22 protein-coding genes and 1 tRNA gene are annotated in these 26,221 nt (G+C 66.5%); 20 read left to right on the forward strand and 3 right to left on the reverse strand.

The features are described from left to right. The 15 genes from KHZ24_07320 to KHZ24_07390 all read left to right on the forward strand — a co-directional run bounded on the left by KHZ24_07320 (position 1) and on the right by KHZ24_07390 (position 16,656). On the forward strand, positions 1 to 1,011 hold the full coding sequence (locus tag KHZ24_07320) for a PLP-dependent transferase (protein ID MBS5451005.1): 1,011 nt from the start codon (positions 1 to 3) through the stop codon (positions 1,009 to 1,011). Positions 1,012 to 1,736: 725 nt separating this feature from the next. After that, a complete protein-coding gene (locus tag KHZ24_07325) occupies positions 1,737 to 2,621 on the forward strand; it encodes a very short patch repair endonuclease (GenBank protein ID MBS5451006.1) in 885 nt (294 codons plus the stop codon). Continuing rightward, positions 2,611 to 3,153 (forward strand): DNA-deoxyinosine glycosylase, encoded by a 543-nt coding sequence (locus KHZ24_07330; protein MBS5451007.1) that lies wholly within the window; start codon positions 2,611 to 2,613, stop codon positions 3,151 to 3,153. The genes KHZ24_07325 and KHZ24_07330 overlap by 11 nt, the downstream gene beginning before the upstream one ends. 74 nt (positions 3,154 to 3,227) lie before the next feature. After that, entirely contained in the window at positions 3,228 to 5,045 is a 1,818-nt protein-coding gene (locus KHZ24_07335) for a hypothetical protein (protein ID MBS5451008.1), read from the forward strand. Between the two features lie 147 nt (positions 5,046 to 5,192). Next, a complete protein-coding gene (galE, locus tag KHZ24_07340; protein MBS5451009.1) occupies positions 5,193 to 6,245 on the forward strand; it encodes a UDP-glucose 4-epimerase GalE in 1,053 nt (350 codons plus the stop codon). Positions 6,246 to 6,484: 239 nt separating this feature from the next. Next, positions 6,485 to 6,769, forward strand: a complete 285-nt coding sequence (locus KHZ24_07345; GenBank protein ID MBS5451010.1) for a Veg family protein — start codon at positions 6,485 to 6,487, stop codon at positions 6,767 to 6,769. A gap of 82 nt (positions 6,770 to 6,851) precedes the next feature. After that, entirely contained in the window at positions 6,852 to 7,781 is a 930-nt protein-coding gene (locus KHZ24_07350) for a 4-(cytidine 5'-diphospho)-2-C-methyl-D-erythritol kinase (protein ID MBS5451011.1), read from the forward strand. 104 nt (positions 7,782 to 7,885) lie between these two features. After that, positions 7,886 to 7,962 (forward strand) — tRNA-Pro (locus KHZ24_07355). A 257-nt stretch (positions 7,963 to 8,219) separates the two neighbouring features. Continuing rightward, positions 8,220 to 8,552 (forward strand): twin-arginine translocase TatA/TatE family subunit, encoded by a 333-nt coding sequence (gene tatA, locus KHZ24_07360; protein ID MBS5451012.1) that lies wholly within the window; start codon positions 8,220 to 8,222, stop codon positions 8,550 to 8,552. A 399-nt stretch (positions 8,553 to 8,951) separates the two neighbouring features. Further along, positions 8,952 to 9,428, forward strand: a complete 477-nt coding sequence (greA, locus tag KHZ24_07365; protein MBS5451013.1) for a transcription elongation factor GreA — start codon at positions 8,952 to 8,954, stop codon at positions 9,426 to 9,428. Positions 9,429 to 9,539: 111 nt separating this feature from the next. Further along, positions 9,540 to 11,537 (forward strand): lysine--tRNA ligase, encoded by a 1,998-nt coding sequence (gene lysS / locus KHZ24_07370; protein MBS5451014.1) that lies wholly within the window; start codon positions 9,540 to 9,542, stop codon positions 11,535 to 11,537. Between the two features lie 51 nt (positions 11,538 to 11,588). Next, positions 11,589 to 12,956 carry a 4Fe-4S binding protein gene (locus tag KHZ24_07375; protein ID MBS5451015.1) on the forward strand — a complete coding sequence of 456 codons (1,368 nt, stop codon included), beginning with the start codon at positions 11,589 to 11,591 and terminating at the stop codon, positions 12,954 to 12,956. Positions 12,957 to 13,112: 156 nt separating this feature from the next. Next, a complete protein-coding gene (locus KHZ24_07380) occupies positions 13,113 to 14,642 on the forward strand; it encodes an FMN-binding protein (GenBank protein MBS5451016.1) in 1,530 nt (509 codons plus the stop codon). Positions 14,643 to 14,845: 203 nt separating this feature from the next. Beyond that, positions 14,846 to 15,913, forward strand: a complete 1,068-nt coding sequence (gene ychF, locus KHZ24_07385; protein MBS5451017.1) for a redox-regulated ATPase YchF — start codon at positions 14,846 to 14,848, stop codon at positions 15,911 to 15,913. Positions 15,914 to 16,083: 170 nt separating this feature from the next. Next, positions 16,084 to 16,656 carry a DUF308 domain-containing protein gene (locus tag KHZ24_07390; GenBank protein MBS5451018.1) on the forward strand — a complete coding sequence of 191 codons (573 nt, stop codon included), beginning with the start codon at positions 16,084 to 16,086 and terminating at the stop codon, positions 16,654 to 16,656. A gap of 160 nt (positions 16,657 to 16,816) precedes the next feature. On the opposite strand, the gene rhaM is transcribed toward KHZ24_07390, so the two are convergent. Then, on the reverse strand, positions 16,817 to 17,167 hold the full coding sequence (rhaM, locus tag KHZ24_07395) for an L-rhamnose mutarotase (protein MBS5451019.1): 351 nt from the start codon (positions 17,165 to 17,167) through the stop codon (positions 16,817 to 16,819). A gap of 24 nt (positions 17,168 to 17,191) precedes the next feature. Further along, on the reverse strand, positions 17,192 to 18,658 hold the full coding sequence (locus tag KHZ24_07400) for an MFS transporter (GenBank protein MBS5451020.1): 1,467 nt from the start codon (positions 18,656 to 18,658) through the stop codon (positions 17,192 to 17,194). 166 nt (positions 18,659 to 18,824) lie between these two features. Here KHZ24_07400 and pyk point away from each other — a divergent pair, with 166 nt between their 5' ends. The 5 genes from pyk to KHZ24_07425 all read left to right on the forward strand — a co-directional run bounded on the left by pyk (position 18,825) and on the right by KHZ24_07425 (position 25,479). Then, positions 18,825 to 20,264, forward strand: coding sequence for a pyruvate kinase (gene pyk / locus KHZ24_07405; GenBank protein MBS5451021.1), 1,440 nt, complete (start codon positions 18,825 to 18,827; stop codon positions 20,262 to 20,264). 84 nt (positions 20,265 to 20,348) lie between these two features. Beyond that, the gene (locus KHZ24_07410; protein ID MBS5451022.1) at positions 20,349 to 21,839 is read left to right on the forward strand and encodes a rhamnulokinase; all 1,491 of its coding nucleotides are present in this window, start codon (positions 20,349 to 20,351) and stop codon (positions 21,837 to 21,839) included. Beyond that, complete coding sequence (locus tag KHZ24_07415; protein ID MBS5451023.1) at positions 21,836 to 23,116, forward strand: L-rhamnose isomerase; 1,281 nt, start codon at positions 21,836 to 21,838, stop codon at positions 23,114 to 23,116. The genes KHZ24_07410 and KHZ24_07415 overlap by 4 nt, the downstream gene beginning before the upstream one ends. Before the next feature lie 153 nt (positions 23,117 to 23,269). Then, positions 23,270 to 24,127: a rhamnulose-1-phosphate aldolase gene (gene rhaD, locus KHZ24_07420; GenBank protein MBS5451024.1), complete on the forward strand. Its 858-nt coding sequence runs from the start codon at positions 23,270 to 23,272 to the stop codon at positions 24,125 to 24,127. A 332-nt stretch (positions 24,128 to 24,459) separates the two neighbouring features. Further along, positions 24,460 to 25,479, forward strand: a complete 1,020-nt coding sequence (locus KHZ24_07425) for a hypothetical protein (GenBank protein ID MBS5451025.1) — start codon at positions 24,460 to 24,462, stop codon at positions 25,477 to 25,479. Here the strand turns inward: KHZ24_07425 and KHZ24_07430 are convergent. Continuing rightward, a complete protein-coding gene (locus KHZ24_07430; protein MBS5451026.1) occupies positions 25,469 to 25,942 on the reverse strand; it encodes a GNAT family N-acetyltransferase in 474 nt (157 codons plus the stop codon). The genes KHZ24_07425 and KHZ24_07430 overlap by 11 nt on opposite strands. Positions 25,943 to 26,221 lie beyond the last annotated feature (279 nt).

Below are 26,221 nucleotides of genomic sequence, written 5' to 3' on the forward strand. Positions count from 1 at the left end.
ATGAGCAAGCTTAACGTGGGGGCCCTGCGTCCCGAGAACCACTTCGACACCATAGCGTGCGGGGCGGGCGTCGGTTTTGCCCCGCTGCCAGACGAGGGCGAGGCCGGGGTACCGATCGCCACTTCCGAGTGCGGCGAGGCGGCTCGGAGCGACGCGCGAGGCCTCGAGGAGATAATCGCCGCCCTCTGCGGGGGGAGGGCCTGCCACATCGACGGCGCCGAGGTTGCTCGCCGTCTTGTCGGCGCGTCGGAGGATGGAAGCACGGGCGTCGTTGTGGCGCGGCCGCTCGAGCTCGGCGCCGACGGCCGCCTGCGCGCGACACCGCTGCGCCAGCTCGCGAAGGAACGGCGCGCCGAACCGGGCGGCGCGGATGCCGTGCTGATCGCTGACGACGCGCTCGTGAACCCCTGGCTGTGCCGTCCCCTGCAGATGGGCTTCGACGTGGCGGTCGAGGACCTGCGCCCCTGGCTGGGCCTGGACGCCTGCGCCCTTGTGGGGCGGACGGACGAGATGCTCGCCCGCGCGTGCGATCGCGCGGGCGTGGCGGTCGGGGACGCACCAGAGCGTGGAGGTGACACGAGGCTCGCCGTCGCGCGCGAGCGGCTGGCGACGCTATCGCTCGCTACGCAGCGCCGCTGCGACGCGGCCCTGACGGCCGCGCACTTCCTCGTTGTGCACCCTGACGTCGCGTGGGTGTCCTACCCCGGCTTGCCCGACGATACGGCTAACGACGCGGCCCGGCGCGTGCTCGAGCACGGCTTTGGCTTGCACGTGTCGTTTGGGCTCGCCGAGGGCCTGGACGCCAGCACCGTTCTGCGCGCCGCCCGACGCGCGGGCATGCTGGCGTGTCTCGAGGGGGTGGAGCGGCCCCTCCTGACGCATCGCAGCCAGCTCAGTGCCGTGTCGCGCGCGGGCTCGGTCGACGTCCTCGTTCTGCGCGCTGGTCTGGAGACGCCGCTCGACATCGTGCAGATGCTGGAGGGGGCGCTTGGGGCGGTGCGAGCGCGGTAGGGTCGCGGACTCGGGGCCGTGCGCGTTGTCGGTAGCTTAGGGACCCCGGGGCGATTCCGGGCGTCTCCCCCTCGCGGCTCCGCTATGCTAAGGGACACGATATCAGCCGCGGCCTGCGTCCCGTGCGGGCGCCTGCCGCGTGGAAGGAGCGCCTCAGATGAAGTCTTCCTCGGCCACCTTGTCCCGTCGCCCCCTCGGCTTCGTCCGTCGGGCCATGCTTGCGCTCGCGGTTGCCTGCCTTGCGTGTGTTGCCTCGCTTGCGCTTGCCGGCTGTGGCTCGCAGCAGAGCGCCGAGGATGCCGAGCAGGCCATTCGCGGTGGCATCGACGCCGACATGAAGACGCTGTCCTCGCTTGACTCCTCCACGGCGGGCCAGCTGTTCTCCTCCGAGTTCACCTCGCAGCTCACTGGCGCTGGCATCGATCCCGCCACTGTGTACGGTCCGCTGTTCTCGAGTCTGTCGTACACCATAGACGGCGTCGACGTCGACATGGACGCGCGCACGGCCGTCGCTCACCTCACGATCACGAACAAAGATCTGGGCACGGCGCTCGTCAACTATCAGAACGCGCTGACAGACACGCTTGCCAGCTCCGAGGGGCGCGCTACGCTGACGTCGATGGACGGCGACGACAACGCGTTTCTTGCGTATCTGACGACCGAGCTGCAAAACGCCCTGAACGATCCCGCTCTCGGCACGGTGACGAGCAGCGTTGACGTCACGTATGAGCTGCGCGACAACTCGTGGGTGGCCGCCGACCTTGGCGAGCTGCAGAAGGCCCTGCTCGGCGGTCTTGACACGCTGTCGGCGACCTCGGCCTCCTCGACGCCCGACAGCGCTGCGGCGGCGCCTGACACCGGTGCCTCTGCCGGCGACGCGGCGCCTGCCGACGCGGCTGCCGACGAGCCCGTGCAGGCCGCCTAGGCACCGCCTGCTAATCGAGGCTTCCGTGCTAGGAGAGACGCCCCTCGCTGGCGGGCCCGATCCGCCTGCCGGTGAGGTACCCGGCGACGTCCGCGTTCCGCCTGCCCCGCCGTCCGCCTCTGAGGCGACGCGCCACGTCATGCAGGCCAACAAGAGCAAGAACACCAAGCCTGAGCTGCTTGTTCGCGCCGGCCTGCGCACGCGCGGCCTCACGGGCTATCGCATCCAGTACAAGCGCGCCTGTGGTCGTCCCGACGTGGCGTTTCCGGGGCGGCGCGTCGCCATATTCGTGCACGGGTGCTTCTGGCACCGCTGCCCGTACTGCAACCCGAGCAACCCCAAGATCAACGTCGACTTCTGGCAGGCGAAGTTTGCGCGCAACCGCCAGCGCGATGAGCGCAACACGCGCGAGCTCGTCGAGCGGGGGTGGACGGTGCTCGTCGTGTGGGAGTGCCGCCTCAAGAAGAAGCGGGCGCGACGCACGCTGGCGGAGATCGCCTACGAGGTGCGCCTGTCCCGGCCTGTCGTGCATGCGTGCGACCGGCGTCCCGGCCGCATCGCCGTCATGGGCCGGGGGCAGAGCCGCTACGCGTCGCTGCTGCGTCACATCCGCGTGATGTCTCGGCTGAGCCCGCTGCCGGCTAAGCGCCCGGGCAGGGGGAGGCGCTCTCGCCATGGCAGATAAGCGAGCCGCGGCAGAGGGGCCTGCGCAGGGCCTGCACGTCGTGACGCACGCCATCGACCCCGTCGTGGCGCCTGGCGCGCGCGTGCTCATCCTGGGGACGATGCCCTCGCCAGCCTCCCGCGACGCCGGCTTCTACTACGGGCACCCGCGCAACCGCTTCTGGCCGGTGGTGGCGCGCGTGTTCGACGAGGCGAGCGTCCCTCTGACGACGGAGGGACGCCGCGAGCTCATCCTGCGCCACCGGCTCGCGCTGTGGGACGTGCTCGCGCGCTGCGAGATCCGCGGGGCCTCCGACGCCTCCATAGCCGATCCCGTGCCCAACGACCTCGTCGGACGCGTCCTGAGTCGCGCCCCGATCCGCGCCGTGTTCACGACAGGCGCCACGGCCCACCGGCTGTACCACCGCCTGTGCGAGCCGGCCACGGGCATCCCGGCCGTGTGCCTCCCTTCGACAAGCCCAGCCAACGCCGCGTGGCATCTGGACGCGCTCGTTGAGGCGTACCGGCCTATTCGCGTGGCGACGGGGCTCTGAGGTGACGGACGTGGCTCCCTTGCGGAATCGGTGAAGCTCGGTAGGACATCGCAGGCGCGGCACGGGCTCTGGGCATGATGGTGTGCATGCCAGGACGCGACGGGGGAGGACAGGTGGGCGAGGGCGACCCGACATACGGAGCCACGCGCATGCCTGCCCCTGCGACGGTCGCCAGCGCCTCCCGCCGGCCATCCGCGCTTGCCTTTCTCGCCGCGGGCGCGTTTCTCGTGGCCGTGCTGCTCGTCCTCGGCCTGCTGGCGTTTGTCAACGACGGAGCCTCCTACGGGGCGGATCCCTCCTCCACGTCTGCGAACTTCCCGCTGCCCTCGGTCGTGAGCGTTGCCCTCGGGGCCCTCGTCGCGCTCGCCCTGGGCTGCGCCTGCGTCTGCGCGCGCCATGCTCGCCGACGTGCCCCGCTGTCCAAGCGCGACGTTCGTGCGGTGATGCTCGCCCTGACGGCGCTGGTGTTCGCCGCCCAGCTCGTGCTCGTGCGCAGCCTCTACGCCGTTCCCGGCTGGGACGCGGGCACGATCCTGGAGTACGCGCGCTGGAAGGCGTCGGGCCTGCCCGCCGACGCCTTCTATGGCAGCGACGTCAACGAGTGGGTCGTCGGGTATCTGGACATCTATCCCAACAACGCGCTGCTCACGTTCGTGCTCGCCGGGTGCTACCGGCTCGGGGCGCTGCTCGGCACGGACGGCCTGTACGTCGCCTGCCTGCTTGGAGCGCTCTGCGTGAGCGTCGGCGGGTTGCTGACGTGCCTGCTCGTCGCGCGTCTCACCGGCTCTCATGCGGTGGCGTTCGTCTCGTTTGCCCTCTACACGCTGTTGTTTTCGCTGTCTCCCTGGATCAGCGTGCCCTATTCGGACACATATGCTGCTCTGTTTGTCGCGCTCGTGCTCTGGCTGGGCGGGCGGCTGCTTGCGACGACGGGCCCCGACGTCCCTTTGGAACGCGGGGCGAGCATCTTTGCGCGGCACGGAGCGCTTTGGCTTGCGGTGGGCGCCGCGGCCCTGCTCGGCTACCTCATCAAGCCTACGGTGCTCATCGTCTGCATGGCGCTCGCGCTCGTCTCGCTCGTACGGGTCGCGCGCCTGGCAGCGCCTGCGCGCTTTAGGCTGGGGCTTGCGGGTGCGGGCGCGATCGGTCTCGTCCTGGCAGCGGGCCTCGTGCTCGGTGTCGTGGCACCCTCCGTGCGCGCCGCCATGGGGGCGGGCGACGAGGTGGGCGCGGCACTGGGCATGAGCCACTTCCTCATGATGGGGCAAAACGGCGAGACGACGGGCAGCTTCTTGCAGTCCGACGTCGACTTCTCCCGCTCCGTCGCCGACCCCGCTGAGCGCTCGTCCATGGAGCGGGCGGCCGCTGTCGAGCGTGTCGCGAGCCGCAGCCTCGCCGAGAACGTCGCGTTCTACGCGAGCAAACTGCTCTACAGCTTTGGCGACGGCACGTTCCTGTGGGCGGGCGAGGCGGGTGACGGGTTCTTCCAGGCGATCCTGCCGCAATGGGGCCCGCTCGGCTCCGCCCTGCGCTCCCTGTTCTACCGCGATGCGTGGCAGGCGGGTGCGGATCGCGGCTCGTTTCAGACGCTCGCCCAGATCGCCTGGTGCGCCGTGCTCGTTCTGGCGGCGCTCGGCGGGCTCTCCGAGGCGCGGGCGGCGCGGAGGCAGCGCGGCGGGGTTTCTCGTCGAGGGACTGTCCACCCGCTTGTGCTTGCCGCGATGCTTGCCGTGCTCGGCCTGATGCTCTACCTGCTCATCTTCGAGTGTCGGGCGCGCTACCTCTACTGCTTCGGCCCGGCCGTGACGTTGTGCGCCTCTGCCGGCCTCGCCGCTCTGGAGCGCCGCGTGGGGGCGCTGGCCATGCCCGCAGGCTCGCGGACTCCCGTGTAAGGCTCTCGTCAGGGAAGGCCGCCGACGCGTGGCGATCCGATGGCGGCGACCCGTTTGCGCTACCATAGGAGAGACGTCCCGAACGACCACGCTGCATCCTCGCCGTTTCGAGCGGGTGCATCCAGACCACCCCAGATGGGAGACACCATGGCATGTGACACCTGCTCCAAGGGCTGCATTCTCGTCACAGGCGGCGCCGGCTTCATCGGCAGCCATACGTGCGTCGAGCTGCTCAACGCCGGCTACGAGGTCGTTGTCGTCGACGACCTCTCCAACGCCAGCGAGGTGGCGCTCAAGCGCGTCGAGCGCATCACGGGCAAGAAGGTTCGCGCCTTCTACCAGGGCGACGTCAATGACGGGGCCCTCCTTGACCGCATATTCGAGGAGCACCCCATCACGGCCGTTATCCACTTCGCCGCGTTCAAGGCAGTGGGCGAGTCCGTGCACAAGCCCATCGAGTACTACATGAACAACCTCGGCGGCACGCTGCAGGTCGCCCGCGCCATGCGCGACCACGGCGTCCGCAACATCGTGTTCTCGTCGTCGGCCACGGTGTACGGCCAGCCCGACGTCGTGCCCGTGACGGAGGAGTCGCCGCTCAAGCCGGCCACGAATCCTTACGGTCGCACGAAGACGATGAACGAGCAGATGCTGCGCGACCTCTTCACGGCCGACGACAGCTGGAACGTCATGCTGCTGCGCTACTTCAACCCGATCGGCGCGCACGAGAGTGGCCTCATCGGCGAGGACCCCAAGGGTATCCCGAACAACCTCGTGCCCTACGTGGCGCAGGTGGCGGCCGGCAAGCTCGACCACATCAACGTGTTCGGCGACGACTATCCCACGCCGGACGGCACGGGCGTGCGCGACTACATCCACGTCGTCGACCTGGCGCGTGGCCACGTGAGTGCGCTCGACTACATGGCGGGTAAGACGGGCGTCCACGTGTTCAACCTGGGCACGGGCCACGGCTACAGCGTGCTTGACGTCATCCACGCCTTCGAGCGCGCCTGCGGCAAGCAGCTGCCCTACGAGATCAAGCCCCGCCGCGACGGCGACATCGCCGAGACGTACTGCGACGCGAGCAAGGCGGAGCGCCTCATGGGCTGGAAGGCACTCTACGACATCGACCGCATGTGCGAGGACTCCTGGCGCTGGCAGTCGTCCAACCCCAATGGCTACGTCGGCGCGACTGAGTAGCTCGTCTTAAATAGCAATGCCAGAGGGCGGCGGTTCCGGGCGAGGTCCGGGCCGTCGCCCTTTTTCATGGGCGTCGCGCGTTTCGCTGGCAGTGAATACGGCGGGCGAGCCTCATCAGATCTTCGCATTATTTTGGTAGAGTCAATAAATTGCGTCGTTTGAACGATACGGAAATATGTGACTGCGCATCGACGGCCATCGGATGACGAGGCTGTCTGCCCGGTGTCAGGAGGTTTGTGATGGACGAAGAAGAGCCGACAAACAAGGTGGAGGCGATTCACGAGAAGCTCGCCGCCATGGCGGGGGCACGAGTCAGGGTGCGCGCTAACATGGGTCGCTCGCGCGTCGTCGAGCGCGACGGCACGGTGCTGCAGACGCACGACTCGCTGTTCATCCTCGAGGTCGACGAGCGCCGTGGGCGCAAGGCGCGCCAGTCCTACCAGTATGTCGACGTGCTGACGGGGGCGGTCATCCTGTCCGACCCCAAGACGGGCAACCTGCTGTTCGAGCCTGAGGAGAACTAGGCCAAGGGCGCATCGCACACACAGAGGGACGGTAAGGGGGCGCCGCGAGCGCCCCTCTTGCGTTTGCGGAGGGATGAGTGCCATGACGGTTCAGCTGAGCGCGAGTCCACAGGGCCGAAAGGCGCATACTCTGGCGCCGGCCAAGATCAACTTGCTGTTGGGGGTGTCCTCGGAGCGTGACGGGCGCGGCTACCATCGCGTGACGACGATCATGTGCCCGCTCGACCTGTCGGACGTCGTGTGCGTCGAGGAGCTGACGCACCAGGCGCAGGGGGAGGAGCCTCGTATCGAGCTGATGTGCGTGCCCGACCCAGTGGGCGACCCTCGCGCCAACCTGGCGTATCGCGCGGCTGACGCGCTGACGAGGGCCCTGGGTCGCGCATCCCTCCTGCACATCGCCATCGAGAAGCGCATCCCCTCGCAGGCCGGCCTGGGGGGCGGTTCCTCTGACGCTGCGGCGACGCTGCGATGTCTCGCCGCGCTGTGGGGGCTGGACGCAACCGACCCGGTCGTCGTCGACGTGGCGCGAGATCTTGGCGCCGACGTCCCGTTCTTCCTCTATGGTGGCACGTGCCTGATGGGCGACCTCGGCGACGCGTTCATCGAGCGCTTGGCGCTGCCCCGGCTCCCCATCGTGCTGGTAAAGCCCCCTGTCGGCGTCTCGACGCCGGCCGCTTATCGCGCGTTTGACGAGTTCGGCACGCCCGTGCCCACGGCGGATGACCTGCTGTCGTTGCTCCGCCCCCGCTCGGATGCCGATGTCTCCGCAAGCTCTATCGCCGCCGCATGCGCCAACAACCTGCAGCCGGCCGCCTGCACCGTAGAGCCGCTCGTCGCAGGGACGCTCGCCTGGCTCGACGAGCAGCCCGAGGGCCTCGCTCAGCCCCTGCTGTGCGGCAGCGGGGCTTGCTGCGCCCTGTTCGTGCCCGATGCCTCTGCCGCTTGCAAGGTGGCTGAGCGCGCCTCAGCTCGGGGGCTGTGGGCCTGCGCTACGGAGACGCTGCCCTCGTAGGATGGCGCCGTTCGTGAATTTCCCGCGATCGTCTCGGAACTTTTCGAGAATCTCGTCCAAACCATTTGCATTCGGCAGGGGACTCGTCTAGTATTCTCCCTCGCCGGGTCGTGGCTCAGCTTGGTAGAGCGCTGCGTTCGGGACGCAGAAGTCGTGGGTTCAAATCCCGCCGACCCGACCAGTTTTGGTCGCACATGTGGGTCGCCGCAAGGCGGCCCACATTTTTGCGTTAACGGGGCGTTTTTCGATGAGGATAGGCTGTTTACCAGTGCGAACGCTCTCGTGAGCTCGCCATGAAACTCTTCCCTTCCGCCTCGAAAAAGTCTTGAAAGCGTGTGTATACGGAACAGAGGGCGGGGTACTATACTACCGTCCCGGAAACCGGCGGGCTGCCTATTGTCGACCCCTCGTCCGCCGAAGATATTGGAGGATTCTCACATGGGTATCATCGGTGGCATTGGCGTTCCTGAGCTCCTGATCATTCTGGTCGTCGTCCTGCTGATCTTCGGCCCGAAGAACCTGCCGAAGCTCGGCGCTTCGCTCGGCAAGACGGTCAAGAACATCCGCAAGGGCATGAGCGACGAGGACGACAACAAGAAGATCGACGAGGTCGAGGTTGTCGACGCCGAGGATGCCGACGTTGAGGACGAGGACGCCGACGTCGAGGAGGAGGAAGAGGCCCCCAAGAAGAAGGCCGCTCCCCGCAAGCGCACGACGAGCACGACGGCCCGCCGCGCGAAGAAGGCCGACGAGGACGCTGACGCCGAGTAGGCTCGCTCCTCAAAGCACGGATCACTGAGCGCGGCGCACGCCCCCTGCAATCGGGCGTGCGCCGCGATTGTAACGTGACCGTCCCGATGCACTCCGTGTCGGCATGACGGGCACGACAGCTATGGCTCGACCGGGGCGCCCGTTGTATGGGGCGCCCTCATCTGTATAGCCACACTACGCTGTGGCGGGCCCCTTGGCGTCGAGCACAGCAAGGGGTTCACTCAACCGCATTTCGCACATCGTTCACATCGGGGTCCCGCGCTCGCCGTCGTGGCGTGACGCGCGGGCCGTGCCATGGCGGCGCCACGCCACCGCTGGGCAGCGTGCGGACGCATGCGAAACGCATCTCGCGCGTATAGAGGAAATCTGCCGCGCATGAACCGAACGGGGGATTTTTCGATGGAGACCAAGGGTATTGTTCTGACCGCAGAGGGCAAGCAGAAGCTCGAGGACGAGCTCAAGTGGCGCGAGGGCGAGGAGCGCGAGCGCATCACCGAGGCGATCAAGGTCGCGCGTGACTTCGGCGACCTGTCCGAGAACTCTGAGTACGACGACGCCAAGGACGACCAGGCGGCAAACGAGTCGCGCATCAGCGTGCTGAAGCAGCAGCTTGCCAACTGCACGGTCGTCGAGGCGCCCCGCCGCAGCGGCGTCATCACGTTCGGCCACACGGTCACCGTCACGGACGCCCACAACCGCGAGCGCACGTTCACGCTCGTCGGCACCGCCGAGGCCGACCCGAAGGAGGGCAAGATCTCCAACGAGTCGCCCATGGGCAAGGCGCTGTTCGGCCACCGTAAGGGCGAGGAGGTCTCGTTCCTCTCGCCGTCGGGCAAGACGCTCAAGTACACGATCGTCGACGTCGACACGAAGTAACGAGAAAGCACGGCACGCACGGCCCCGCCCCGGCACCGCGCCGAGGCGGGGCATCCGTCTACGGGCCCACACCGGCGAGACCCGTTCGAGCACAAGAGGAAGGCTGCACCCATGGCGCAGGACGAGAGCACGCGCACCGACGAAGTGCCCGCGACGACTGACGAGCGAGCGCTGCGCCTGGCGAAGCGCCAGGCCATCATCGACGCGGGCGGCGAGCCCTATCCCGAGCACAGCGACGTCACGGACCACGTGAGTGGCCTGCAGGCGCGTTACGCTGAGCTTGAGGCGGGCACGGACACGGCCGATGTCGTGACCGTTGCCGGACGCATCCGCGCAAAGCGCGGCCAGGGCAAGGTCGCCTTCGTCGTCATCCAGGACGCCACGGGCTCGCTGCAGCTGTTCTGCCGCATCGACGACCTGGGCGAGCAGGGCATGGCGTACGTCGCCGACCTCGACCTGGGCGACATCGTGCAGGCGACGGGCGTCGTCATGCGCACGCGCCGCGGCGAGCTGTCCGTGGCGCCCACGGGCGTGAAGCTGCTCTCCAAGGGCATCCGCCCACTGCCCGAGAAGTTCCACGGCCTCTCGGACAAGGAGACGCGCTACCGCCAGCGCTACGTTGACCTCATCGTCAACGACGACGTGCGCGCGACGTTCCGCAAGCGCTCGGCCATCGTGTCGGCCTTCCGCCGCTACATGGAGGCCGACGGCTACATGGAGGTCGAGACGCCCATCCTGCAGACCATCCAGGGCGGCGCGACGGCCAAGCCGTTCATCACTCACTTCAACGCGCTCAACCAGGCGTGCTACCTGCGCATCGCCACGGAGCTGCACCTGAAGCGCCTGCTTGTCGGCGGCTTCGAGCGCGTGTTCGAGCTGGGACGCATCTTCCGCAACGAGGGCATGGACCTGACGCACAACCCCGAGTTCACCACGATGGAGGCCTACTGCGCCTACAGCGACCTCGAGGGCATGAAGGAGCTGGCCGAGGGCGTCATCAAGGCCGCCAACGCCGTCGTCAACGACAGTGAGAAGATCGAGTACCAGGGCCAGACGATCGACCTGTCCGGCACGTGGCCGTCTATCCCCATGACGAAGGTCGTGTCGAACGCTCTGAGCGAGGACGTCGACCTCGACACGCCGGTCGAGCGCCTGCGCGAGCTGTGTGCCGCCAACGGCATCGAGACGAAGCCCGAGTGGGGCGCCGGCAAGCTCATCGCCGAGCTCTACGACGAGATCGGCGAGCCGACGCTCGTCAATCCGACGTTCGTGTGCGACTACCCCGTCGAGGTCTCGCCGCTGGCCAAGCGCTACGAGAGCGACCCGCGCCTGACGCACCGCTTCGAGCTCGTCATTGCAGGCCACGAGTACGCCAACGCGTTCTCTGAGCTCAACGACCCCGTCGACCAGGCTGCGCGCTTCCGTGCCGAGATCGCTGAGCGCGACTCGGGTGACGACGAGGCCATGCAGTACGACGCCGACTACGTGCGCGCTCTGGAGTACGGTATGCCGCCGGCTGGTGGCATCGGCATCGGCATCGACCGCGTCGTCATGCTGCTGACGAACGAGCCGTCCATCCGCGATGTGCTGCTGTTCCCGCACATGCGCCCCGAGAAGGGCGCCCCGACCGTCTCCGTTCCTTCTGCTGAGCCCACGGCCGACGCCGAGGCCGCCCCGGCACCCGCTGCCAGCTCGTATGCGCCCAACAAGGTGCCGACGGTCGACCTGGCCAACGTCAGGGTCGAGCCGCTGTTCGAGGACTTCGTCGACTTCGAGACGTTCAGCAAGTCCGACTTCCGCGCCGTCAAGGTCAAGGCGTGCGAGGCCGTGAAGAAGTCCAAGAAGCTGCTGCGCTTCACGCTCGATGACGGCTCGGGCACGGACCGCACGATCCTGTCGGGCATCCACGCGTACTACGAGCCCGAGGATCTCGTGGGCAAGACGCTCGTCGCCATCACGAACCTGCCGCCCCGCGCCATGATGGGCATCGAGTCGTGCGGCATGATCCTCAGCGCCGTACATGCTGAGGGCGAGGGCGACGAGGCATCTGAGCGTCTGAACGTGCTCATGCTTGACGACGCCATCCCGGCGGGCGCCAAGCTCTACTAAGGCCCGTCCGGGCGCCCGGCTGCGCACCGAGGAGAGGGGAGAGGGCCAGCGATGGCGGACTTTCTTGACGATCTGATCGGCCTGCAGAAGGAGTTCAAGGCCATCACCGACGACATCGAGACCGAGACGGCCGACCTGCGCGGCGTTTCGGTCGACAAAAAGGCGGCGGAGCTGTGGAGCCCGGGCGACTACAAGGTCGTGCCCAAGGCAAACGTCTCCATGTGCGTGCGCTGCCTCGAGCCTGAAGCGAGCTGCGACCTGTGCGAGCAGGTGTGCCCGACGAACGCCATCGAGTTCACTGACGACGGCGACGTCGACATCACGTCGGACTGCCGCAAGTGCGGCCTGTGCGTCGCGGCGTGCCCGACGGACGCCCTGACGTCGACGCTGTACAGCCCGCGCATCGCCTACGACAAGATCTGCAAGGCGGCCGAGGCCAACGAGATGGTCTACGTCACGTGCACGCGTTCGCTCAAGCACGCGCCGGCGGACGGCATGGTCGTGCTGCCGTGCGTCGGCGCCATCTCGGCCGAGACGTGGTACGCCATCCTGTGCGAGTACGGCAATGTCGGCGTCTACCTGCCGCCGCACATCTGCGACAAGTGCCGCACGACGGGCGGCGAGGACTTCTACACCGAGCAGATCGGCTGCGGCGAGTCGTGGTCGGGCGAGACGGTCGACCTGGAGACGAAGGAAAAGAACCTCGTGCTCGAGGTCGACCACAAGATCGAGCGCAAGCAGTTCGTCAGCAGCACGGCCAAGTCGCTCGGCATGACGGCGGCGAGCGTGACGCCGCTCACGGCCAAGCTCGCGCGCGCCGGCCAAAAGATCGCCGCGCACTCCAAGCAGATCACGAACCTGCAGAAGGCGCTCGACCGCATGTGCGGAGGCGCGAACTCCGAGGAGAAGGCGCGCGTGCTCGTGCCGCGCCGCCAGCTTCTGCTCGTGGCGCTGGCCGACCACCCCGACACGGCGGAAAACATCCTGTTCGACCTGCCGCAGATGACCGACGCGTGCACGGGCTGCGGCACGTGCGCCGAGCTCTGCCCGACACGCGCCATCGACATCAAGGACGGCAAGGCGACGGTCGTGTCGAGCCACTGCGTGACGTGCAGCTTGTGCGCCGACGTCTGCCCCGAGGAGGGCGCCGTCGAGTTCGTTGAGGTCGACGCCCGCAGGCTCATCGTCGACGACCCCGAGACGCGCAAGAAGGTGGCCGACAAGGAGCGCGAGGCCAAGCAGCGCGAGGAGGCCCGCCAGAAGACGAAGGAGTACGGCAAGAAGGCGCTGGACTTCCTGGAGGGGCAGGCCGACATCATCGAGGAGGAAGAGCGAGAGGAAGCGCAGCGCAAGGCGGAGCACGCGGCAAAGCCCAAGGCGAAGGCGAGCGCGCACGAGGCGGACGGCGAGAAGGCATAACCCGGGGTGGCCGGTAGGTTTACCACGGGACATCTGCACTTTTGCCGCTGGGGAACATTCCGTTGTTGTGTGCGAGAGCTGATAGTATTATGTACGTAGCGCGTGTATGTACGAGGTGGGCGCATGCGTGCCTGCCGGGTTAAGGAGGAGTGGGAAATGTCAGACGAGGAGAAGGTGAACGCCCCAGTCACCGGTTCCCCCGAGGCGCCGGCCGCCGGCGGCACCGTGGTCAGGAAGGCCAAGCATTGGCCTGTCGTGATCTCGGCCATCGCTGTTGTGGCCATCGCCGTGCTGGTTGCATTCTTGCACTGGCATGAGGAGCCGACGTTCTGCAACGCGTTCTGCCACCAGCCCATGGATCGCTATGTCGAGGGCTACTACAGCCAGGACATGTCCATGGAGGCGGCTGTCCACGAGCAGAACGGCGTGACGTGCCTGGGTTGCCACTGGACGCAGGCCAAGATGATGGACCTGGTCAACGAGGTTGTCGTGTGGGCCACCGATGGCTTCACCGACCCGCTGCACGATGAGACGGGCATCGCCAACGACGAGTTCTGCGGCAAGTGCCATGACGGCGTGACGGCTCCTACGAAGGAGTCCGCGACGGCCGACATGCCCTACGATCCGCACAACATCCCGGCTGACGTCGCCATGCACCAGACGGCCGGCGCTGACGGCGGTGCGATCATCTGCTCCGACTGCCACAAGGCCCACAAGGCGTCCACGATGATGTGCGCCGAGTGCCACGCTGACTACTTCAACGCCGAGAACGGCACCATTCCTGAGGGTTGGGCTGTCCCTGAGGACGCCAAGGCTCAGGTTTCGGAGAAGTACGGCATCTTTGATCCGCACAACTACCCGACCGACGTCGCCATGCACCAGACGGCTGGCGCCGACGGCGGTCCCATTGCGTGCGCCGACTGCCACAAGCCTGCGGGCGAGCAGTCTGTCATGATCTGCGCTCAGTGCCACGCCGACTCGTTCACGACCGAGAACGGCCTCGTGCCCGAGGGTTGGGTTGTGCCTGAGGGTGCCATCGACGTTCTGAGCATGGCTGCCGCTGCGGCTGCCGAGCCCGAGGAGGACAGCTCCGCTGCGTCCGCTGACGTGAGCGCTGTCGCCGACGGCACGTACACCGGCGAGGCCCAGGGCATGGAGTCCACCATCAAGGTCTCGGTGACCGTTGCCGGCGGCAAGATCACCGAGCTCACGGCCGAGGGCCAGGAGACCGAGGGCATCGGCTCCAAGGCGCTCGACGAGCTGCCCGGCGCCATCGTGGCCGCCGGCACGACGGATGGCGTCGACGGCATTGCCGGCGCGACCGTCACCTCCAAGGCCATCTTCGACGCGACGAACGCCGCACTGGGTGGCGGCTCCTCTGACGACGCGGCCGCCTCTGACGGCGCCGTGGACGTGAGCGCTATCGCCGATGGCACGTACGAGGGCACGGGCAAGGGCATCGGCGGCGACGTTCCCGTGAGCGTCACCGTTGCCGGCGGCAAGATCACCGAGGTCACCGTTGGTGACAACGCCGAGACGCAGGGCATCGGCACGAACGCCATCGAGCAGCTGCCCGAGGCCATCGTTGCTGCCAACGGCACCGCTGGCGTTGACGTCGTGTCCGGCGCGACCGTGACGTCGAAGGCCATCTTCGACGCCGTGGACGCCGCTCTGGCGAGCGCGTAAGCACACGAGGCAAACGCGCCCCGCATGCGCTAGCGAGGCGAAAGAGATCTACCGGGGTCGTCCGAGAGGACGGCCCCTTTTTGTTGGTGCAGGGCAGCGACCGTCTGCTGCCCCGAGCGCGTTTGCGCTACACTGGTTCGCAAGCGATGGCCTTACCGTAGGATCAGGCCGTCTCAACCTCACCTTCAACGTCAAGGAGCGTCATGTCCCTCTCCATCGGCATCGTCGGCCTGCCCAACGTCGGCAAGTCAACTCTGTTCACGGCTCTCACAAAGCAGGGCGGTCTTGCGGCGAACTACCCGTTCGCCACGATCGACCCCAACGTCGGCATCGTCGACGTGCCTGACCCCCGTCTCCAGAAGCTGGCCGACATCGTGCACCCAGGGCGCATCGTTCCGGCGACGGTCGAGTTCGTTGACATCGCAGGCCTCGTGAAGGGCGCGAGCGAGGGAGAGGGGCTCGGAAACCAGTTCCTCGCCAACATTCGTGAAGCCGACGCTATCTGCGAGGTTGTTCGATACTTCTCCGACCCTGACGTCGTGCACGTGGCGGGCAAGGTCGACCCAGCGAGCGACGTCGACACGATCGGCACCGAGCTCATCCTGGCTGACATGGGCACGATCGAGCGCGCGCTGCCGAAGGCCGAGAAAGAGGCGCACCGCGGCGACAAGCTCAGCGTGACGAAGCTCGCCACGATGAAGCGCCTCTCCGCATGGTTTGATGAGGGCAAGCCCGCTCGCCTCATGGACATGACTGATGACGAGAAGGCGAGTGTTCACGACCTGTTTCTGCTGACGATGAAGCCGATCCTCTACGTCGCCAACGTCGACGAGGACGGTCTGACGGCTGACCTCGCTCCTATTGATGGCGTGAAGCCGCTGCCCATCTGTGCCCAGGTCGAGGCGGAGCTCTCTGAGCTGTCCGACGAGGAGGCCGCCGAGTACCTCGAGAGCCTCGGGCTTGAGGAGAGCGGCCTGGCCCACCTGGCGCGCGCGGCCTATCAGCTGCTTGGCCTGCAGTCGTTCTTCACGGCCGGCGAGATGGAGGTCAAGGCGTGGACGGTGCGCATCGGCGCGACGGCGCCTCAGGCGGCCGGCGTCATCCACTCCGACTTCGAGCGCGGTTTCATCAAGGCGGAGACGATCTCGTATGAGGACTACGTCGCGCTCGGTGGCGAGGCGGGAGCCAGGGCTGCGGGCAGGCTGCGCATGGAGGGCAAGGACTACGTGGTGGCTGACGGCGACGTCATGCACTTCCGCTTCAACGTGTAACGCAGGGATGCTCTGGGCTCGAAGCGGCTGAAATTCATACGCGAAGGCCTGGATTGTCCGGGTATTCTTACTCCACAAATGGGTACAAATAGGTCAGGGACAGCGACGGGGCTACCGCCGCAGTTCCTGACCGTTTTTTATACAGGCACCCTGCGAGGAGGATGATCGCCATGACGACCACCGAAGCCTACATCATCGAGCCAGAACGAAAGTCAAAGCACTACAAGTGGTGGTTTGTGGCGCTGGGGGCTGTCATCACGCTGTTGGGCGTCGCCTGCCTCATCTGGCCGGCCCCCGCGCTCATGGCGGTGGCGATTACGGCGGGTATCGGCTTTCTTGCAGCGGGCGTCAGCGCCATCGCGGCGTTCTTTGACATGGGAGGTTTCGCCCCGCTCAGCGGATGGTCGCTGCTCAACGGCATCATTGACGTACTGCTCGGCGTCATGTTCCTTGTCGAGCCCATGGTTGGCGGCATCACGGTTGCATGGATGGTGGGCATCTTCGTCGTGGTCGCCGGCGTCATGGACGGTGTGGCGAGCTGGCGCATGCGCGGCATCACCGGAAATGGCATGTGCGCCCTGGGTATCGTGGGCGCCGTGCTGACCGTCATCTTTGGCATCCTCATGATGGCTATGCCGGCGCTCTTCATCATCTACCTCGGGTGCATGCTCGTCATGCGCGGCATCATAATCGTGGTGGCCGCCTTCCAGATCTCCGCGTTCGTCAAGCGCCTCAAGTCCTAGGCGTTCTCCGCTTGACGGGCATCGCGACGTCCCCGGCTGGGCGATGAACGGGGTGGTGGCGCAATGCAAGGGACTCAATAACAATAGGGCCGGCTCGCCTGTGTTGGACAGGCGAGCCGGCCCTGCTCGTGTGGAACAAGATGGCTAGCTGGCGCGAGCGCTAGTCGAGGTGAAAGGCGCAGTGCAGATCGGTGGAGACGGGGCTCTCGTCCGGGTTGGTCTCCATGACGGATGCCATGAAGTGCCACCAGCGCTTGCACACCTCGGTCTGAGCGCTTGTGTCGTAGTGTGCCGGGTCCTTGACCTCGATGTAGCCAAAGAGTGTGTCGGAGTCAGGGTCGATGAAGATCGAGTAGTTGCGTGCGCCGTACTCGTGGAGCATGTCGGCCATCTCGGGCCACAGCTCGTTGTGGCGCCGCTCGTACTCCTCCTTGAAGCCGGGGAAGAGCTTCATCTTGAAGCCCTCGATCACGTATCCATCCGCTGTGCGACGTGGATTCTCCTCAGCCATCAGCTTCCTTCTCTCTTGTCGGGCCTACAGGTTGGAGCCGTAGCGCTCACGGGTGATCTCGTCGAGCGTGCGGCCCTGCGTCTTCGGGCATCCGACGACGCCGACGATCAGCGAGATCGCGAGGAAACCGCACATGATGACGGCAATGGTCGTAAAGCCCGCGTTGGTCGAGACGTCGATGATGCCGACAGCCACGATGGACCAGATGCCGAGCACGCCGCGCACGAGGAAAAACATGATGCCCTGAACGCCGCCGCGATACTGCGTCGGGAAGAGCTCGGTCGACCACAGCGCGTAGAAGCACTGGGCGGAGAAGCCAGCGGAGACGCCCCAGAGGATGACGTAGGCCCACAGAACCCAACCGAGGCTCTCGTTGGCGCCGTTCGGGTCGAACTGCGTGCCGAAGTACGCCATGACGGCCCAGGAAAGCAACGCGAGCAGGGCGGAGACGCCAAACAGCACGCGGTGGGAAATCTTGTCGCCGAGCTTGGAGAAGATGACGAGCGAGCACACGGCGCACAGGACCCACTGCGCCGTCGAGAGCAGCGAGATCGTCGTGTCGTTCAGGTTGCCGGCCGCCTTGTAAAGGTAGGGCATGAACTGGCCGTTGCTGCCGGCCACGAGGTTCCACGTGAGGTAGACGCACACGAGGAACAGGATCGTCTTGACGTTGACGCTGTTCTTGAGGGCGCGGGCCATCATGGAGCCAAAGCCCTCATGGCTGGACTCTTGGGCGCGCTTCTCGGCCCAGTCCTGCGACTCCTTGAGCTTGCGCTGCAGGTTCCATGCGATAAGCGCGATGACGAAGAGCACGGCCATGATGATGCGCGAAGCGAGCAGGCCGTCAAACGGGCCGTACGTCCCCGCTGCGAGCAGTGTCTTGCCGTCGGCGCCGAACGCCGGGAACACGAAGGAGAGCACGAGCGATAGCGCGAAGATGGCCGCGGGGCCCATGGACCAGGCGAACTGCGAGATGCCGATGTTGGCGGCGCGCTGCGTGGACTGCGAGGTCTCGGAGATGTAGCTCCACGAGGCGGGCACGCCGGCGCCGACGGACAGGCCGGAGATGACGATGCCGAGCACGACCATGGGCAGGTTGACGGCACACATCATGAGCAGTACGCCGAGTGCGTAGACGAGCAGGTTGAACTTGTAGATGATCGTTCGCCCGTAACGGTCGGTCAGAAAGCCTCCGACAAGGGCGCCGATGGCGGCGCCGAACGCGTTGGCGCCGATGGCACCGAGAATGGACGTCCACAGCGAGCCAAAGCCAAACGCGACGGCCCACGCGCTCAGGCAGACGCTAGAACCTACGATGCAGCCGGAGTCCAGGAAGTTCGTCAATGACACGGCGATGGTGCTCTTCCTACTCTCCCTTGCCGATGGATCGGATGACACGGCAGCTCCCCTCTCGGGATGATGAATAGGGCGTGCGGCCAGGCCGTCGTGCTTCAGGGCGACACTTTCCGGGCGTTTGCAAGCGCGTGGCATGACCGCTGCGCACAATAACGCCTGGCGACCGTTCACAGGGAAAATCATAGAGAAGCGGACTGAATGTGTACGCAAGCGGTTGACAACGTCGTACTATGGGGCTGCGGGGCGCGAGCTATCTGGTTCGCGACACCGCGTCGGTTCCGAACCTCGACCAAGGGGAGCCATGGCACGAAGGACGAAGATCGTCTGTACCCTGGGCAGCGCTAGTGACAGCGAACGCGTGCTGGAGGGGATGGTCGCAGCCGGCATGGACGTGGCTCGCGTAAACCTCTCGTATGGGTGCCGCGAAGAGGTGCGCGCCCGAGTCGAGCGTCTCAAGCGCGTGCGCACGCGGCTCAAGTCACACGTCGCGCTCATGTTCGACACAAAGGGGCCCGAGGTACGCACCGGCGCGCTTGCCGACAACCGGCCCGTGCGCCTCGTGGCTGGCATGCGCTTCACGCTGACGCCGCGTGCGGTGCAGGGCACCGCCCGCATCGTCTCGCAAACCTACCCGGATCTGGCGCGCCACGTGGGGCCCGGCACGATCATCCTTCTGGACAGTGGCCGTATCGAGCTCGCCGTTGACGAGGTGGCGGGCGACGACGTCGTCTGCACGGTGCAGACGACGGGCGAGCTTGGCCCGCACAAGGCGCTCAACGTGCCCGGGACGCCGCTCGACCTGCCGGCCATCACCGACGCCGATCGCGACGACATCCTTTACGGTATCGAGGCCGGCATCGATTATCTGGCCCTGTCGTTCGTGCGCGACGCCGCGTGCGTTGAGACGGCCCGGGCGTTTCTGGCGGAGCATGGCGATGCTGGCATCAAGATCATCGCGAAGATCGAGGATGCCGAGGGTGTCGAGAACCTCGACGAGATCGTGGCGGCTGCCGACGGCGTGATGATCGCACGCGGTGATCTGGGCCTCGAGGTGCCTTTCGAGCGGGTGCCCGGCATCCAGCACCGCGTCGTGGCGGCGTGCAACCGGCGGTACAAGCCGGTCATCGTGGCGACGCAGATTCTCGACTCCATGGTACGCAACCCCAGCCCGACGCGCGCGGAGGTCTCCGACGTGGCAAGCGCCATCGCGGATGGGGCAGACGCGCTGCTGCTCTCGGTGGGCACGGCGGCCGGCAAGTACCCCGTCGAGACCGTTCGCGCCCTGGACAAGGTTGCCTGCGCTGCCGAGGACGGGCTTGACGAAAGCACGCACCTCGACGACCACGCGCGCAACGCGGCAGAGGGCGTCGTGAGCTCGGTTGCCATCGCCGCAGCCCAGACGGCGGAGCGCGTGGGGGCGCGCTGCATCGTGACGCCGACGATGGAGGGCAAGACCGCGCGCATGGTGTCGAGCTTCCGCTCGGCGCTGCCGGTCTATGCGGTGACGCCGCGCGAGGAGACGGCGCGCCGCCTCATGCTGTACTGGGGCGTCACGCCGCTGATCGGCGACGTCGAGGGCCCGGCCGACAAGGTCATTGCGAACGCGCGCCAGGTGCTCGTCGACGCGGGCTTGCTCGCGGTGGGCGACGTCGCGGTGTTCACGGCGGGCGACCGTGCCACGAGTCCCGTCGTTGGCTCTTCGACAATGACGAACATGATGTATGTCGTGCAGGTGAAGTAGCGAACTGGCGGATCGGGACGGCGCTTCCCGCTTGTGCGGGGCGCCCGACGTCGTGCCCGGCCGCGGGGATCGAAGGATACGGACATGCCAACCTACCATCTCGCCATCGACATCGGTGCCTCAAGCGGGCGCGCCATCCTGGGCTGGCTCGCTTCTGACGGCCGCCTTGAGCTGCGGGAGGTTCACCGCTTCGACAACGCGCAGTGCCGCGTGGACGGTCATGACTGCTGGGACGTCGATATGCTGCTCGAGGGCATCCTCGACGGCCTGGCACGCTGCCACGAGTGTGGGTGCGAGCCGGCGACGATGGGCATCGACACATGGGGCGTCGACTTCGTGTTGCTCGACGCCGACGGGCGGCCGACGACCGACGCCGTGGCCTACCGCGATGCGCGCACGCACGGCATTTACGCGCAAGCAGACGCCCTGCTCGACCCGACGCTTCACTATCGGCTGACCGGCATCCAGCGCCAGCCGTTCAACACGGTCTATCAACTGTTGGCGTTGGCGGGGGAGCACCCGGAGCAGGTCGAGGCCGCCACGCGCTTCCTCATGATGCCGGAGTACCTGAACTACCTGCTCACGGGTGTGATGGCCAACGAGTACACCAACGCGACGACGACGGGGATGCTCAACGCGCGTACGAAGGACTGGGAGTCCGGCGTGCTCGAGGCGTTTGGCATTCCTGCGGGCATGTTTGAGCGACCGGTGATGCCTGGCGCGACGATCGGGGGCCTGCTGCCGCGCTGGCGCGAGCGCGTGGGCTTTGATGCGCAGGTTATGCTGCCGGCTACGCACGACACCGGGTCGGGCTACCTCGCGATTCCAGCGACCGACGCCGACGCCGTCTACATCAGCAGCGGCACGTGGAGCCTGCTGGGCGTTGAGAACGAGGGGCCGATCACGAGCGACGCGGCGCGCCTCCAGAACTTCACGAACGAGGGCGGCTTCCAATATCGCTTCCGCTTCCTGAAGAACATCATGGGGCTGTGGATGATCCAGTCCATCCGTCGCGAGCTCAACGGCGTGGACTACGTGGCCGGCAAGGGCGGCGATCACGCGCGCGCTCGGGAAATGGCGGCCGCGATGGCGCCCGACGGCTCTGCCCACGAGTTCAGCTTCCCCGAGCTGGCGGAGCTTGCTCGCGGCTGTGAGAGCTTCACTTCCATCGTCAACGTCAACGACGATGCCTTCCTCGCGCCCGACTCCATGGTCGACGCCGTGTGCACGATGTGTCGGGAGACGGGCCAGGCCGAGCCTCAGAGCGTCGGCGAGGTCATGCAGTGCGTCTACCGTAGCCTTGTGCGCTGCTACGCCGAGGCCATCGAGGACCTGTCGTTTCTCACGGGGCGTCGCTACACGTCCATCAACATCGTGGGCGGCGGCTGTCAGGACACCTATCTCAACGAGCTCACGGCCCGGGCCACGGGCCTGCCGGTATATGCGGGCCCCGTCGAGGGCACAGCCCTTGGTAACCTCATGGTGCAGATGATCGCTGCCGGCGAGTTCGCCGATCTGGCCGCTGCCCGTGATGCGATACGCACGTCATTCGAGATTAAGGAGATCAGAGCATGAGCGATTGCGGGTGCGCCGTCAGCAAGGCCTACGAGCTGGCGAAGGAGGCCTATGCGGCCTACGGCATCGACACGGACGCCGTCATGGACAAGCTCGCCGACAAGGCCATCTCCATCCAGTGCTGGCAGGGCGACGACGTCATGGGCTTCGACCAGAAGGACAACGCGGCGTCGGGCGGCATCCTCACGACGGGCAACTACCCGGGTCGCGCGCGCACGTTCGAGGAGCTGACGGCCGACTTCGAGAAGGCTGCGAGCCTCATCCCGGGCAAGAAGCGCATCAACCTGCACGCCTCCTACGCGGTGTTCACACCCGAGAACCCCTGGGTTGACCGCGACCAGCTCGAGTACAAGCACTTCGCGCCGTGGGTGGAGTGGGCCAAGGAGAAGGGTTTTGGCATCGACTTCAACCCGACGCTGTTCAGCCACCCCAAGATGAACCACGACTGCTCCGTGTCGTCGCCGGACAAGGAGACGCGCGACTTTTGGATCCGCCACTGCGTCGCGTGCCGCAAGATCGCCGAGCGCATCGGCGAGGAGCTCGACGACATGGTGCTCAACAACTTCTGGATCCCCGACGGCCTCAAGGACGTGCCGGCCGACCGCTACGGCATGCGCGAGCGGCTGCGCGAGTCGCTTGATGAGATCTACTCGTTCGAGACGCCGCACGTCATCGACTCCGTCGAGCAGAAGGTGTTCGGCATCGGCCTCGAGGGCTTCACGACGGGCAACAACGAGTTCTACATCTCCTACGCGGCCAAGAAGGGCGGCAACCACGTCGTGCTCATCGACGCCGGGCACTTCAACCCGACGGAGAGCATCGCCGACAAGCTGCCGAGCCTGCTGCAGTTCTTCCCCTACGTGCCGCTGCATGTCACGCGCCCGATGCACTGGGACTCCGACCACGTGGTGCTGTTCGACGACAACATCCGCGACATCGCCAGCGAGGTCGTGCGCTGCCCGGGCGGCTTCGAGAAGATCATCATCGGACTCGACTTCTTCGACGCATCGATCAACCGCATCGGGGCGTGGGCCACAGGCACGCGCGCCATGGAGAAGAGCCTGCTGTTCGAGATGCTGCAGCCGTGGGACCGACTCAAGGAGCTGCAGGACACGTACCAGTTCTCCGAGAAGATGATGGTGACCGAGCAGTTCAAGAGCATGCCGTTCGGCGCGGTGTGGGACTACTACTGCCGCCGCGAGAACGTGCCGCTCGACGGCGAGCTCTGGGCGCCGGTCAAGGCCTACGAGGACGAGGTGCTGAGCGCGCGAGCGTAAAGCGCGCAGATCGCTACTAAGATCGCTACAAAGGAGCGTGCTGAGGTGGGCAAGAAGGACAAGGACAAGAAGGCCAAGAAGCAGGAGTGCTGCTGCGACGGCCACGACCACGACGAAGACGCCTGCGACTGCGGCTGCGAGGACGAGGATGGCCTGACGCCCGAGCAGCTAGCGACGTGGGAGCTGCTCGACGCCGTGCCCGCGCTGGACGGCTTCGTGCGGCTGTGCGACGACGGCTGGCAGCAGGGCTGGCACGAGCGCAACGGCGGCAACCTGACGTATCGCATGAAGCCCGAGGAGATCGAGGCCGCGCGCCCGTACCTGGACGCCGAGCCGCGCCCGTGGGTGCAGATCGGCGTGTGCGAGCCCGAGCTGGGCGGCGCGTACTTCATGACGACGGGATCGGGCAAGTTCATGCGCAACGTCGCGACGAACACGGCCGACTCCATGGGCATCGTCGAGATCAACGAGGCTGGCGACGCCTACCGTATCGTCTGGGGCCTCACGAACGGTGGCCGTCCCACCAGCGAGTTCCCGACGCACTTCATGAACCACGCCGTGCGCATGCGGGCAACTGACGGCGCCGCGCGCGTCATCTATCACGCGCACACGCCGGCGCTCATTGCGCTGACGTTTGTGCTGCCGCTCGAGGACCGTGCCTTTTCGCGCGTGCTGTGGAAGTCGATGACCGAGTGCCCCGTCATCTTCCCGGAGGGCGTGGGCGTCGTGCCGTGGATGGTGCCCGGCGGTACCGAGATCGCCAAGGCCACGAGCGCCAAGATGGAGAAGTACGCCGCGGTGGTGTGGGCCCAGCACGGCCTGTTCTGCTCGGGCAGCGACTTCGACCAGACGTTTGGCCTGATGCACACGATTGAGAAGTCGGCGGCTATTTATCGCGATGCGCGCATCATGAACGGTGGCAGTGACATCTTCTGCCAGACGATCACCGACGAGGGCCTGCGCGAGGTCGGCAAGGCCTTCGGCGTCCAGCTCCGCGAGGAGTTCCTGTAAGAGAAGCCTCCGCTGCGCCCGGGGCGCCCGCCCCCGCCCCGGGCGCCCTGGGTTGCGTGCGCCTCCCGGGTCGCGCACTTCCGGAAGTGCGAGCTGAACTGTCTCTCTTTTTGAGGGGTTCCGCAGCTAACTCTATCAAAACTGCAGGTGGGCGAGTTTTGCCAGCCTAATTTCACCCACAAAGACACTCGGTTCAGCTCGCACTTCCGAAAGTGTGCGGCGCACCCGGGGCGCGTCCGGGGCCCGGGCGAGTGTGAGGCGGCTGACCGGGTGGTCTTGTGGACGCGCCTGCTAGCGGGTCTGGCGCGGGCGGCTGATGCTAGGCTGGCGTCATGGATGACGTCTTCTTGGGATACGGGTCTGCTCTTGAGCTCTGGGACGCGCCGGTGATGGATGTTGCGTCCCGGCGGCCTGCCGCGTGCGCAAACGACGAGCTTGCCGGGGTGTACGCGCATGCTATCGCTCCCATGACGTCTCGCTCGAATCGCGAGTTCATGCGATCGACGCTGACCACGCGGGAGTTTGATCTTTTGACGCCCCCTGTTCACATCCTGGTTCCGAAGTGTGACGCCCGAAGGCGTTCCACCCTGTTCTCGGCCCACTTGTGGAAATCTGCTCTGCCCGAGCCTGCCTTTGCCTGCATGTGTCCGGGAACGTATGCGAGCACGCCGCCTTTCCTTTTCCTCCAGTTTGCGACCGAGCTCTCACTTGCCCGTCTGTCGCTGCTGGGATGCCGCCTGTGCGGGACGTATGTCAAAGACGAGCGGTCCGCAACCGGCCTGAGGAGGCGCGACGCACTCACGTCGACGCGCGAGATGACGCGGAGCATCGGGAGACTGCGCGGCCCGCGGGGAATCAAGCGGGCGAGAGAGGCGTTGGGAATCGTCCTCGACGGGGCAGCGTCACCAATGGAGGCGGTCGTGGCGCTGCTTTTGTCGATGCCGGCCGAGGCCGGGGGCTATGGGCTGCCGCAGCCGAGCCTGAACTATCGGATTGACCCGCCGCCTGGGTTAAAGAGGCGGTCCGCGCAGGCCTTTTTCGTGTGCGACTTCTACTGGCCTGAATGCCGTGTTGCCGTTGAGTACGACAGCGACTCGTTTCACACCGGATCGGAGCGAATCGCGCATGACTCCGAGCGACGCAACGCGCTGGCGTATCTGGGGATCACGGTCATGACGATAACACGGCGACAGGTGATGAGCCTCCCCGCGATGGATCGGGCTGCGGCCCAGCTGGGGCGTCTGTTGAGAGCGCCCGATTCCTCTAATTCCCCTGAGACGGCCGATCTATATCGTCGGCGTTTGGCCTTGCGTGCCGAGCTGATGCCTTCCAGGGCAGCCTCTATAGCGTGAGCCGCATCTGGTGCCACGAGACGCCGCCGTGCTCGGAGGAGGAGACGCCCTCGTCTGCGAACCCGAAGCGCGCGTAGTAGGGGAGCAGCCGTTCCTTGCAGGTGAGGACGAGCCCGGCGCGCCCCTGCTCGCGTGCGTCGGCGATGGCACGCTCCAACAGCAGGCCGGCAAAGCCGCGACGCCGGAACTCCGGGGCGGTCGCGACGCCGAATATCATCTGCCAGGCGCCGAGCGGGTCGTGCATCGTAGCGTCGTCGTACATCGCGTCGAGCAGGTCGGGCTGCTCCGTGACGAGGCCGTTGACGATGCTGGCGAGGACAGGTCCCTCGGGCGTCGCCACCTCAAGCAGCCAGAAGTGATCGGGATAGGCCGCGAGCCGACGCTCGAACGAGGCGCGCGAGCAGGCCTCGGCGGGCGGAAAGCTCGCTGCTTCGACAGCTGCGATGGCGTCGAGATCGGCCATCGCAGCATGGCGAATCTCGATGGATGGCTGGCGACCCTGCGCTCCGTGCATGGGGAGCTCCTTTCGCCGAGAGGTGTCGTGCTCCTTGCGTAAGCCGTGGCGTATCTCTTGCGGGCTCAATGCTATTCTCGCACGCGTGAGTATAAAGACGGCGCAAAGATGCCTGGTCGTAAAGTCGATGTGCGGCGGGGTTTGGTCCGGCAGCTTGCGGCGTGTGTCGTGCGAGGGTGCGCAGGGAGAGGGGATGCCGAAGTGGCGCTTACGGCTTGAAGGAAGCGG

The organism is Coriobacteriia bacterium (genome assembly GCA_018368455.1).
In the GTDB taxonomy this organism is placed as follows: domain Bacteria; phylum Actinomycetota; class Coriobacteriia; order Coriobacteriales; family UMGS124; genus JAGZEG01.